This window comes from Bacteroidia bacterium, assembly GCA_026932145.1.
GTDB lineage: Bacteria > Bacteroidota > Bacteroidia > J057 > JAIXKT01 > JAIXKT01.
This window is the reverse complement of record JAIXKT010000036.1, coordinates 1-11,067: the sequence shown is the minus strand read 5'-3', so window position 1 is coordinate 11,067 and position 11,067 is coordinate 1. Positions and strand designations below refer to the sequence as shown.

At 46.2% G+C, this 11,067-nt stretch carries 15 protein-coding genes; all 15 read right to left on the bottom strand.

Going from position 1 to position 11,067, the window contains the following annotated elements; genetic code table 11:
• Nucleotides 1-867: hypothetical protein (locus LC115_08230; GenBank protein ID MCZ2356659.1), on the bottom strand; the 867-nt coding region annotated here is incomplete at its 3' end.
• Nucleotides 868-1,204: 337 nt separating this feature from the next.
• Nucleotides 1,205-1,660: a hypothetical protein gene (locus LC115_08225; GenBank protein ID MCZ2356658.1), complete on the bottom strand. Its 456-nt coding sequence runs from the start codon at nt 1,658-1,660 to the stop codon at nt 1,205-1,207.
• A gap of 15 nt (nt 1,661-1,675) precedes the next feature.
• The gene (locus tag LC115_08220; protein ID MCZ2356657.1) at nt 1,676-2,773 is read right to left on the bottom strand and encodes a hypothetical protein; all 1,098 of its coding nucleotides are present in this window, start codon (nt 2,771-2,773) and stop codon (nt 1,676-1,678) included.
• A gap of 18 nt (nt 2,774-2,791) precedes the next feature.
• Nucleotides 2,792-3,178 carry a hypothetical protein gene (locus LC115_08215; GenBank protein ID MCZ2356656.1) on the bottom strand — a complete coding sequence of 129 codons (387 nt, stop codon included), beginning with the start codon at nt 3,176-3,178 and terminating at the stop codon, nt 2,792-2,794.
• A gap of 5 nt (nt 3,179-3,183) precedes the next feature.
• Nucleotides 3,184-3,861 carry a hypothetical protein gene (locus LC115_08210; protein MCZ2356655.1) on the bottom strand — a complete coding sequence of 226 codons (678 nt, stop codon included), beginning with the start codon at nt 3,859-3,861 and terminating at the stop codon, nt 3,184-3,186.
• 3 nt (nt 3,862-3,864) lie between these two features.
• Nucleotides 3,865-4,254: a hypothetical protein gene (locus LC115_08205; protein ID MCZ2356654.1), complete on the bottom strand. Its 390-nt coding sequence runs from the start codon at nt 4,252-4,254 to the stop codon at nt 3,865-3,867.
• A gap of 6 nt (nt 4,255-4,260) precedes the next feature.
• Nucleotides 4,261-4,761: a hypothetical protein gene (locus LC115_08200; protein ID MCZ2356653.1), complete on the bottom strand. Its 501-nt coding sequence runs from the start codon at nt 4,759-4,761 to the stop codon at nt 4,261-4,263.
• 7 nt (nt 4,762-4,768) lie between these two features.
• Complete coding sequence (locus LC115_08195) at nt 4,769-5,770, bottom strand: major capsid protein (GenBank protein MCZ2356652.1); 1,002 nt, start codon at nt 5,768-5,770, stop codon at nt 4,769-4,771.
• Nucleotides 5,770-6,363, bottom strand: a complete 594-nt coding sequence (locus tag LC115_08190) for a hypothetical protein (protein MCZ2356651.1) — start codon at nt 6,361-6,363, stop codon at nt 5,770-5,772. Before LC115_08190 ends, LC115_08195 begins: the two co-directional genes overlap by 1 nt.
• A 22-nt stretch (nt 6,364-6,385) precedes the next feature.
• The gene (locus LC115_08185; protein ID MCZ2356650.1) at nt 6,386-6,928 is read right to left on the bottom strand and encodes a hypothetical protein; all 543 of its coding nucleotides are present in this window, start codon (nt 6,926-6,928) and stop codon (nt 6,386-6,388) included.
• A 2-nt stretch (nt 6,929-6,930) separates the two neighbouring features.
• Entirely contained in the window at nt 6,931-7,755 is an 825-nt protein-coding gene (locus LC115_08180; protein ID MCZ2356649.1) for a hypothetical protein, read from the bottom strand.
• Nucleotides 7,745-9,163, bottom strand: a complete 1,419-nt coding sequence (locus tag LC115_08175) for a hypothetical protein (GenBank protein ID MCZ2356648.1) — start codon at nt 9,161-9,163, stop codon at nt 7,745-7,747. Before LC115_08175 ends, LC115_08180 begins: the two co-directional genes overlap by 11 nt.
• A gap of 1 nt (nt 9,164) precedes the next feature.
• Complete coding sequence (locus tag LC115_08170; protein ID MCZ2356647.1) at nt 9,165-10,454, bottom strand: terminase family protein; 1,290 nt, start codon at nt 10,452-10,454, stop codon at nt 9,165-9,167.
• Complete coding sequence (locus LC115_08165) at nt 10,441-10,818, bottom strand: hypothetical protein (protein MCZ2356646.1); 378 nt, start codon at nt 10,816-10,818, stop codon at nt 10,441-10,443. The genes LC115_08170 and LC115_08165 overlap by 14 nt, the downstream gene beginning before the upstream one ends.
• Nucleotides 10,819-10,820: 2 nt before the next feature.
• Nucleotides 10,821-11,051: an S-adenosylmethionine decarboxylase gene (locus tag LC115_08160; protein ID MCZ2356645.1), complete on the bottom strand. Its 231-nt coding sequence runs from the start codon at nt 11,049-11,051 to the stop codon at nt 10,821-10,823.
• Between the last annotated feature and the right edge of the window lie 16 nt (nt 11,052-11,067).

The window sequence follows — 11,067 nt, the reverse complement described above, 5'->3', positions numbered from 1 at the left end:
CGGTGTCGTAGTTTTCGGTGTCGTAGTTTTCGGTGTCTTAGTTTTCGGTGTTTTTGCGGGCTTCCGTGTCAGCCCCACGGTGTCCAGAACATTCGCAATTCGCTGCAATTCCTTAAATGAGTTTATGCTTGCTGTGATTTCAGAATAAACCGTTTGGTAGGTTTTTAGTTCAGTCTCAATATTTAATTTCTGTTCCTCTAATTGCTCCATTCTCGCTGCTGGACCGGCGCCCGATACAAGTGGCATTCCCTTCGTGCTCGCAGTAATTTTTAGAATTTCGTCATTAATCCTCCTTAAAGCAGCTTTGTATGTATTTATTGCCCCCAATGTTTTGCTTTGCGAAGCTTGCAAAGTTTGAAGATTTGACCCGCCCTTAAAAGCTTCAAGCGGATTCTTAAGTGTCAATACCCCCTGCAAAGCAGTTTGCACATCATCTACAGCGTCCTTCGCCGTATGTGCCTGTCCTGTGAAAATCTGCAACGCTGTAGTCGCAAGAGAAATAGCAAAAACAACCCCCATCGGTCCCGAGAGGCTTTGTGCCATTAATTTTAGGGCTTCCTTTGCGCCCCCCGCTTCTTTTGAGAGATATGCGAATTGTTGGGAAAATTGAGTTATGTTGTTGGAAACCCCCATTATCCCGTAGGGTGCGTCCTGGATGGTCTGGTTGAAAGAGAGCATCGCCGATGCACCACCTGACACTCTTTTATTGTACGCATCCAGTTCAGCTTTCGCCCTCTTCGCCGCCTCTTTCTGTTCGTCTATCGCCTTTGAGGCGCCTTTAGTAGTGTCCTTGAATTGCTTTATCGCACTTTCCGCCTGCGCCGTATCAGCGGTTATTTTGACCGTTACTTCGCGTGTATCAGCCATTAGAAGAGCCCCCCTCGCGGTTCGAATCGACGCAATATTGTAACGGCGGTACGCCAAACCATACCATCGCCGTAAGCGATGGGGTTGAATTTGTAAAATTCATAAAGTTGGATAAGCTGGATGGAACGGGGGTCGAAAAATTGTGCAACTCCAGGCTCCCCTTCCCGGGGGTTGAGAAGCCCAAATCTGTCAAGTGTCGTTTCGATTGTGAATTTTTGTTTTGCATTTCGTTGTTCGAATTCCTGTTTTTCCTGTTCAAATACGGCGGTGAACCATTCTATGAATTCGTCGTGCGTCTGCAGGACAACCTGTTCCCCGCTATATGTATCCGTCAGAGTCAGCGGGTACTCTTTCGCCGTCCCGCTTTCGATGTCTCCGTGGTAGTAGAAGTATCCGCAGAGACTAATTTTTTTTTATCAATCGGCGTAAAATCAATTTGCCGTTTTATTTCGCCGCCCCAAGCTTCGGCAAGAAATGGGTTCGCCATCAAAGCGCCCCAAAGCTGTGCGTCTAATTCGGTGCCTTCATAGTTCAATTTACATTTCACTTCCTCGTCTGTTCTTTCATCCGTGATTCCCCGCCAATCTTTCACACAATATTTTACTAAAAGACCGTAGTACTGTGCAATTATCTCAAGCCGCCCCGATTCTTCCGGCTCCATATATCGCAGAGTTGAGAGCTTAGCCATCAGTTCCGCCTCTTGACGTGGTGTCGGATATTCAATTTTTATCTCGACACCTTCACCAACCTTAACCCAATCAGAGAGGTCGTTGTCTCTTAAGAAAAGTTTCATTCTAATCTCCCTATTTTATGCCACATCAATAAGTTGTGTGAGCGAACACATAGTAACTTTCAGCGCTTCCCCGCTCGCCGGCTGTTCGCATTTCAATGTTCCCTTAAGAACCCATACATTATTCTCAATTGCCGTCTCCAAATTTATCAGCGCACCCTTTCCTTCTATTTCCAGAAAACCCAATTGTCCCGTTGTCCCCGTACTAAGTTTTATAGTGGCTTCAGTGCCTTCGACAAATTTATTCTTCAGTGCCTGTGTCGTTGAATTATACGGCAACGAAAATTCAATCTGTGCTTCCGGCGAGACCCTTAGATTTGTGGGGCGCCCGCCCGTTGTTTTGCAGTCCGAGGTTACATTATTATTTATGGTTAGACGGAACTCCTTGAAACACCCCGAATAGGTGATTGCATCCGTGATGGAGAATGCAAAGGCATTCTGATTATTGTATGGGACAACCGCCGGGGGTGTAGGAAAGGTTAAATCCCCGCTTGTTGGGTAACCATCGTGGTACCCGGCTGCGAATGTGCAATCAACCTGTGCGAACCTTGCCGTTCCCTGTGCGTTCGGGTTCACGGAAAAATCAAGCGTGTCCACTATGCAATCACTGTAAACATCAACAAGCTCCGACCCAGTTGTCCCCGTCTCGTCTATAGCTATTATCGCCAACGGCGGCGAAACATTTGGATTTGAGTTCCCCTCTGGTTCATACGGATTCGTGAAATCCGGTAAACTGTCTTTGGCAAAAAATGTGAAAACCTGCTGGTAATTATCGGGGTTGGGGACAGTGTAATCTGTTTCAGCAGCTTTAAAAAGTGCCAAAAAGAACAAAAGCGGCAACTGTTCCCGTATTGCAACTCCACCAAGTTTGACATGATGCAGGCTACTTTGTGCGTCCGTGAACGAACGGGCTCGCTCCGCAATTAGCCCCTGAGCACTTGTCAGCTGGTACTCTTCCCTGCTCACCGTCGGTTTGTTTCCCGCAATTTTTTCGGGCTCCATGAGCAATGTGTAATTTGCAGCTGTTGTGGTACCTACACCAATATCCCCAGTTGACCCAAAATTTAATTTGTGCCAAAAACCTATTTTCGCTTTTCGTGCTATGTAATCAGCCATTTTGTTTTATCTCCTATTTTATGAACTAGCCCCAACCTCAAGTGTGAAACTTGCCTCTGCCTGTCGGTTTTCAACCGCTGTGAAGCTCACGCCGTCGATGAGGTTATAGTTGTATGTATTCAAAATTATGTTTAAATTTTTAAGAATATCACTTTTAAATGTTTCGTAATCAAACTTTTGGACAATTAAGTACAAAGTTACTTTTACCGTGTATCGTCCCAAAACCATCCCAGATGTCAAATCATCAACATTGCCCGCCATCAGTTCGCATCGCAGGTATTTCTCTTTTTGTACTATAGGTATTTGCCCGGTGGATGTTACATCTTTATCAATTTCTTTGTAGCCGGAGAACTTCGCAAGTAAATTTCCAACTAAAGCCGCCCGTTCTGTCTGCCAATCTGCCAAAACCGTTACCTCGTAAACCTTACCTGTTTAAGTTGCTTAAGATTATCTGCTCCATCCACCACCCCGTCTCCGTTGGTATCATATACGGTTACAAGCGTCGCAAATTCCTGTTCATATAATTGCCGGTATCGCTCTGCTTTTTGTTCGAACAGATCACCCGGCTCGGCGGTTATGCTTTCGAAAATCAACTCTAAGCTTTTGTATAGGTGCACCATGTATATTGCGGGGTCAGTGAGATAAACTTGCAACCGGTTTTCTACAAAATACTCACCACTTAGTTCTATAAAAAAGTCCCGGTCCATATATGGCAAAATTGCCCCAAAAACACGGTCTGTTATCTCAGCTTCCGAAAAAACCGCCCTGCCGCTAAATTCTACCCCCACAGAGTACTCAGGTGGCAACATTCCCGTTACAATTAATAATGTGTTCGGCTCTGTATAAGGGAAGTCTCCATTGTAGTGTTTATTCAGGTCTCCAACATTTGGATTGTCGTTGTTCCATATATAATTTTTAATCCCAATTTTATTTAAATCCAGCCCCATCGCCCGGAGACGATTGTCAATCACTACCTTCGCTTCCGCAATCAACCCAGCGAATGCGGTGGCATAAGCTGGGTCAAATGATTGCAGTGCAGGCTCCCGCCCCAAAACATTCCGGTAAGTCAAACCCGTATGTAAAGCCATAGCTTAATACTCATCAACCCCGGGAGTCCCGGTGTTTTCCTTGATGTAATTCAGAAAAGTTTCACCATGTTCCGGGCGCACACGGCTAAGGATAATCGTCCCGTTCGACGCCAATTCATACACTTGTTTTGGCGTCAAACCGGTGAACCCGTCGTCGGTTGCGGAGATAATTCGCTGTCCATCAAGGGAGAGAATCAAGCCTTGAGCCGGTTCCGTAATATCTGGGTAATGCTGTCCCGTCTCTGTTGTGCGCACGAAATTGTTCCGTGGTCTAACCGCAATACGGGTACCGTCTATTATCGTTGCCCGAAAACCGTACCGCTGTGCATGTTCACTCAGACGGTAAAAATCGGCAGGAGTTTCCCCCTGCCTTTGTTTCACTTCTTTTGCCATACTAAATTAATTCTCCTTTCGGAAGACCACTAAGAAAACCGCAACTTTCTGTGTCCCAACCACAACCGTGTTGCCGGTGCTCTTAGCTGTCAGGGATATTTTCAGTTGGTTGTGCTGCATGAGCGAGTCCCGTTTGAAATATTTCGTACAAACCCCGTAAGCTGTTCCGCTTCCAGTAGTTGTTTGGTCTCCGGCAAGCGAGATTGTCTTACCTGTGTTGAAATATGAGACACGCTGCGAACCGGTGCCGATGTTTGGAAGGTAAGTTATTACACCCAGCGCGTAACTTAAATCCTTGCTAATCGAGACCGCCCCGCTCTGCAAGACACTGACACCAACAGAATCATACGGGGGGAGACCTGTAAGGTCAATGTACCCCGTTTTCGTCTGGCTGTTCGAAATCGTGTCCGCAAATACAAGTCGTAAATCACTTTTTTGCGCATAAATCCCGGCAGTGAGAAATACTGCCAAAAATAAAAATTTTTTTATTGCATTCATTTTTCCCATTCCTTCCTTACTTAGTCAAGTACTGAATTAACCCGATCTGCCTGTCATCGCTCGCAACCTTCGTCCAATTGGCTCCGGTTGCAAGGTCTGTATCAGATGGATTCGTTGTTTGGTCGGTGAACGCGAGTCCAACTGGATGCACGAGGTACGATGCCCTAATAATTATGGTATCTACACCGCCGCTGTTCAACGGGTCTCGTGCAATCTCGAAATCTGCAATTACACCTGTTCCGGTGTCAACCCTTGTTACATTTTTAGCGCTGAATGTTTGCGCGGGGCGGTTGCGGAATTTAAAGATTATGGCACCCGGTTTCGCAAGATAAGTTTTATAAACGGAGCTCACGGCGGTAAGCGCATCCTCCGCCCCAACGGTCATTCCCAGAGCTGTGAAGATTCGCCCGCTATCAACCGTAACTGTGGATGCGCCGGCTTCAACTGCAATCTTTTTCGTAAGCATGTCGTTATAGACCTTACTGTTGCATATCGCAAGGGTCAAATCTTCGAAGGAATCACCCAGCTTGAATTTCGCCGCCTGCAGTCCTTCTAATGAGACCGTGTTCCCGCTATCATCGTGAACATGGCTCCCGAGCAGGGCGGCTGCAAAAATACCGGTGAGTGCAGAAATGGTGGTATAATTCACTTCACGCGCCAATATGGTGGCTGCCTGTATCGCAACCTCTTCCGTCGGGTCGTTCGCAGAAACAATTTTCACAATTTCCTCGCTCGCAATCGCAATTTCGCGTTCCAACCATGCAGCTCTATCGTTCGTCTGTGTGAGCTTCCCAGGTGTGAGTGTGTTACCACTCGCAATACTTGTCATGCGACTGGAAACTGGACTGTATTGCGGTAATGAGACAAATTGCCCCGTTTCATTTGCAGAGATTACTGCGTCCGGAGCGGGGCGCAATACCTCATTGTAGAAACGCAGTTTATCCGAAAAAACGGCTGAAAGCGCTTCCTTGAAAATGTTGGACTGAAATTTTATGTCCGTCAAAGCAGTAGTTGCCATTACAATTTCCTAACTTTTAGTTGTACGAATTCTTTGTATTTTTCGGGCGCCTGTTCCGCAAACATCTCCCTCTGTTCCGGTGTGAACCGGAGATAGTCAGAATAAGTTACCTTGCTTGCGTCTAAGTACCCCCGTCCTGTTCTACCTGCATCCGCCGTTCCAACTTTTGCAGCCGTGCCTTCCAGCTCGGTATATTCACGGAGCTTCGCTATATCGAATCCGTCTGCAAACTTCCGTTTCGCTTCCGGCAATCTTTCTAGCAGATCCGCTCTAATTTGGGATTCCAATATATTATATTTTTCTTTCACTTGCAATAGTTCATCCCGTTCCTTTTCTACGGTTACTAATTTTTCACCTGTCGTTTCCGCAAGCTCCTTGTATTTCCCCTGCTCGCGCAAAGCATCCTCTTCTTGCTTACGAATTCTCTTTTTTAGTTCGTCCCGCTGCTTTATCACATCTTTTAGTTCATTTTCTAGATATTCCCGCCGGGAGTTGATGTTGCTGTTAGTTGTTCCCGCTGCTTCACCCACCGGTGCTGTATCCACAGTATCCGTCGGGGCGCCTTCCAGCAAGCTTTTGTTTTCTTCTAACATTTTATTAATCCTTTATATTTGTTCAAAGTTTTATGCGTATTTCTTTTTTACCTACTATTTTCTTTATTGTTTCATCCGTTACCATTTCCACGAACATGTCCGTAACTGCATCTCTATTCGCCGCCCGCAATCCAACTATCCTACGGTTAAGCCCGGGCTTCTGATTCCCAATTATTTTCCATATATCTGCGGCGGCGTAACTAAGTACGACACTATTTTCCGTTGTCTCCACGATTTGGAACCCGCGTAATGTTTGTCCCGTCGCGGTCATATCGACATAAGCAGTGTTCGTAGATGCAATTGAAACACCACGATATTGTGCCATCCTTACCATTGTCGGTTTGCCCTTTTTTGTCTTTCCGGGAACACGGAAATTGTTCGCTTTTAATTCCTTATATTTTTGTGAATAAGTCGCTTTCCATGGTTCATCAGTCTGCATGATCCCCTGCTGGGTCTCCCGCCTGACTGTGTTTATTATCCATTGTCCCAACTTAATCCAGAATCTCTTTGGAATTGACAGCACACCGGTGGCGCCGCGTAGGTCAAAGAAATAATCGACAGCCATTGTTAAATTTCCTTTCCGCTTTCAGTTGCACCCCCCTTAATTACGGTTGCCTTCCCTGTCTCCCAGGAATCGGTGTTCGCCTCAAAATAATGTCGGCAATTAAATCCGCCCCGCTTTGTCATATCATACACCTGCTCGCCCTCTTTCGTTTTGTATTTTCCCAGCACACCCTTGTTTATTTCAGCTTTCGTGAATCCCTGTGGGTGTTCATCCTGTATCTCAAGGGCGTGCCTGCATGCAGGGCGGGTACGGGCGTCGAACGGACCCTGCAAAATAAATCGGGCTTCTGGTATATCTTCCATTACGGTCTGTAGTCCCAACGAATTATATTCGGAATACGCTGTGTTCAGAGCGGAATTGAACCACGCGGGATAAAATACCATCTCTTTTTGTATTCGTGGCAACACAGCTTCCCGTATGTCATCAAAAGTGCGTCCGCCTATAAGTGCTTTCATTAATTCGCTTTGCACATCCCCAGCATAATCACGCCCCCGTCTGAGTATCTTATCAAGCTCAACTTTGCGCAAAAAATCCAAATTAGACAGCTTAACCTTCGCAACCTGCTCTACACCTTTTATGTGGCTAAGATTCAGCAGCCTGACTATTTGTGCATCCCAATCTTCTATGAATTCCGATGCTTTTGTTGTGTATCCCAGCTCTTCCAGCATCTCGAAAAAATCATACTGGGTGAGGAATTCCGATAGCTCTTCCAGCTCTATATTTTTCGCCGCAATGAGCCGTTTTACATTGGCAATGAACGCCTCTTCTATCTTCTGGATGTCTGCGTAATATTGGTCTAATCGTATGTTCGGATCGTTACCTGGCATCTTCTGGTTCCTGTTTGCGGTTCAGAAAATCAAGCAGCGATGGCTTCTTCGCTTGCTGCTGTATTTTCTGCATCCTTGTCTGTATTTTCTGGTAATGTGCAATCGCCTCGTCCTGGGTCAAATCTAGGTCTTGCATGATGAAAGTTATTGGGTCTGCAATACCGTAGGTGATTTGCATCTCCCTTAGTGCCTTTAGTTCCGATGGACTTATTCGATCGTTTTGGTCATTCAGTTGCACCCTAAATTTGAAACCATCTTCCGGAATTCTTTCATTGTCCTTGTGGTAGTTCCATACTGTCCGGGCGGTGTCAAGCAGCTCTGTAATCATTCGCACTATAGACGCACGCTTGCGATCTCTGCTCTCTTCCAGCTCTTTTTCATCCATTGCCTTCGCATCGCCGGAAAGCGATTGGCGGTCGGTGGCGAACGAACTGGCTGGAAGCCCTTGATTGATATAGAACTGCTCTAATCGTGCTCGCTGATTGGCGCGGATGTTTTCCCAATCGGTTTGAAAGTTCAACACTTCAAGCCGCGGTTGCGCTAAGTTGTTCTGTAAGTTGGTGGCTTCAAGATAGTCCCCCGGCCCCAATTTTTGTTTGTCGGCCAACGGAAAATTTACGCCGTAAAGTATCGGAAACTTCTGGAAATATTCGCCGAACAGAGCATCGTTTTTGGACATCAGATAGCTTAGCTGTTCGTAATAGAGGCTCCAGTTTGGCTCGCCCCAAAAGTCACGCCCGTTCCTGTTTCTGAACACAACGAACGGCAACCGCCCGTAAGGGTTCACCATCTGTGGATTGTCCGGTGGCGGTATGTCCTCGCCGTTGGCATCAACGATGCTGTGCTCTGTCTCAGTCCATCTGCTTGTATAGAGTTCACCATCGGCGTTCACACGTGCGACACTTATTGCCGCAATTTTTAAATAATCTTCGCCCGTGCGAACAGAACATTCGTCCGGCGTAATCACATCAACCTGGATTGCACCATCTCTGTAAACGGGCTGCAAAATCACTATGTTATAAAATTCACTTCTCAACAGTGCGTCCTGTAAAACGACAAACAAATTAAGTTCCTCTAGGACAGGCGTAATATCAAACCCAGCCCCCTCGCCCGTTGCCTCTGCAATTAATTCTATACTCGGCGGTTTGGCAATCAACCCAGCGGTTTTGCGTTGCAATATTTTCTCTATTATGTCGTCATAAACAAGAGGCATTCGCTTAAGTGTGTCCGCAGAAAATGGTCTATCAAGATAGAAAAGTTTCAATATTTTCAACACCTCGTCTGCATCCTTTTCGTACATTGCTGTGAAGCGCCGGTAAGTTGCAAGGCGCTCGGCTTCGGAATCGAAGAGCATGTTGGAGTACGCTCCGGCGTACGAATTGAGAAGTGTGCGTGTAATATCTATCATTCTAAACTCCTGTATGTATTGATTTTCTTATTATTTCCGGTGCACCCAGCAGCGGATATTTTGCGTAAAACTTATAGCTCTCGCCATCACTCGCATGCGTCAATTCACCGGCTGTGCCTTTGCGTAACAAGTGATCCCAATGTACACGCTTGTAGTCGTTTATCAACCGCTTACATTTTTGTGCCACATAAGCACGCCGTTTCCCGGTGGAGTCCTGGAACATCCTGTTTGTTGCACTCACTCTGTCCCCAATGTTCTGGATGTGCCTCGTTTCTATCCGGGCGCCGGGGAAATGATTGCGGATAATCTCCAGGTTCGAGTACGCCGCTTCGGGGCGATTTGCACTTCCGGCAATGTCTGCATAGAACACAAGGGCGCTGTAATTATTGGCGTAATCAGCATAGAGCTTCGCTTTCAGCAGTTGGCACATCATTTCAGTCTTCGCTGTTCCGGTCATCTCCACATAATCAAATGTGTATTCAACCCCGCCAACTTCCTGCCCAATATTCCAGCACATGATGTCTATGTTGAAATCGCAGGAGATTTCTAAGGGGCGTGTAGCCACCGGTGTATAATCTGGAATAATATTTTCATCGCTGAAAGCATAATAGACGATGCCCTCGGTCATATCTACGAATTCCCCATAAACATAAGCTCGGACTTCTTTTTCACCATAAGATGATTTCAACCGTTCAGCATAGCTGCTGTTCAGGTGTATATTATCGTAGGTGCTCCCCTGGTACACCTTGTAATTTTCACGTCCATCTTGAATAAGGTCGTATCCCCAATTTAATTTTTCCGGCGTCCCCGAAAGCACGACCCCCGTAACTTTTGCGCTGGGGTGCCGGGAACGTGAAATTGCAACCTTGTATGTCTCTACATCCTGGATGAACGGTTCATCTATGGAAACCATCCCCAAGTTGGCACCTTTCAATTTTTCAGGGCGGTCGCCGGAGCGGAACCATAGGACACCGCCCCAAAGTGGGAAAACAAAGTTCTTAGTGGTCTTATTATAGTAGAAATGTCTGTCCTGTTTCAACCCATTCGCTTCCAGGATGCTGAACATTGTCGGCTCCAAAATGTCCTTCACCATCTGGAAAGTTGGCTCTATGATTACATTCGGAACACCTTTGTTTATCCCGCTGACAATAAGATTTTCCATACAAACTGCATAAGTTTTCCCACCACCGTAACCGGTAATAATTGCACGGTGTGGGTGCGAATTCCGGTCTGCATGGAATTCACGCAGGTAAGCAAGCGGGGTGTATTTTATCGTTTTATACCGTTTCATCACCCTCGTCTTCACTATCATCCGGCACAATCATCACCCCGTCCAACATTACTTCCTCTTCTGTCAGATACGGCTGGTCGCGGAACCCTAAAATATTTTTCGAAAGCCATATAGCCATAGAGGCATTCTTTGCACTCATTCGCATCATGTTCCGCCGCAAACTTATTTTTGTCTTTTCGCCAAACCTTTTTTGAACCACCGCAAATGTAGCTTCCTTCCCGTACTGCCTTTTTATTGCCCGCTCCAGAGTGTCCGTGGAAACGTCGAAAAAACTTGCCGTTTCCGATGCCGTCGGCAACAGCATCATCAGCCGCTCGAATTCCGCGAAATTAATCTCTTTCCGGGGGCGTCCCATTTTTGCCATCGCTACTCATAGCTCCTATCTAATATTCGCAATGTACCGAACACCGGTTGGAAATGTTCCAGCATTCCGGTGATGAATTCCTTCGTGTCAATATCACCGCAAGTCATAAGTTCTGTATATATATAACCGTGCTCCGGATAAGTGTGAACAGTCGCATGGCTTTCGCTTAGGGTGGTATTAATTGTTTTCCCTTGCGGCTCAAATTTATATTTAATTTTTTTATTTTTTGGCACTATCGTTTCTTAAAAA

Coding starts and splice junctions, on each gene's coding strand:
- LC115_08225 (MCZ2356658.1), bottom strand. CDS start 1,660: ATGAAACTTTTCTTAAGAGACAACGACCTCTCTGATTGGGTTAAGGTT.
- LC115_08170 (MCZ2356647.1), bottom strand. CDS start 10,454: ATGAAACGGTATAAAACGATAAAATACACCCCGCTTGCTTACCTGCGT.
- LC115_08200 (MCZ2356653.1), bottom strand. CDS start 4,761: ATGGGAAAAATGAATGCAATAAAAAAATTTTTATTTTTGGCAGTATTT.
- LC115_08175 (MCZ2356648.1), bottom strand. CDS start 9,163: ATGATAGATATTACACGCACACTTCTCAATTCGTACGCCGGAGCGTAC.
- LC115_08220 (MCZ2356657.1), bottom strand. CDS start 2,773: ATGGCTGATTACATAGCACGAAAAGCGAAAATAGGTTTTTGGCACAAA.
- LC115_08165 (MCZ2356646.1), bottom strand. CDS start 10,818: ATGGCAAAAATGGGACGCCCCCGGAAAGAGATTAATTTCGCGGAATTC.
- LC115_08210 (MCZ2356655.1), bottom strand. CDS start 3,861: ATGGCTTTACATACGGGTTTGACTTACCGGAATGTTTTGGGGCGGGAG.
- LC115_08195 (MCZ2356652.1), bottom strand. CDS start 5,770: ATGGCAACTACTGCTTTGACGGACATAAAATTTCAGTCCAACATTTTC.
- LC115_08185 (MCZ2356650.1), bottom strand. CDS start 6,928: ATGGCTGTCGATTATTTCTTTGACCTACGCGGCGCCACCGGTGTGCTG.
- LC115_08205 (MCZ2356654.1), bottom strand. CDS start 4,254: ATGGCAAAAGAAGTGAAACAAAGGCAGGGGGAAACTCCTGCCGATTTT.
- LC115_08190 (MCZ2356651.1), bottom strand. CDS start 6,363: ATGTTAGAAGAAAACAAAAGCTTGCTGGAAGGCGCCCCGACGGATACT.
- LC115_08180 (MCZ2356649.1), bottom strand. CDS start 7,755: ATGCCAGGTAACGATCCGAACATACGATTAGACCAATATTACGCAGAC.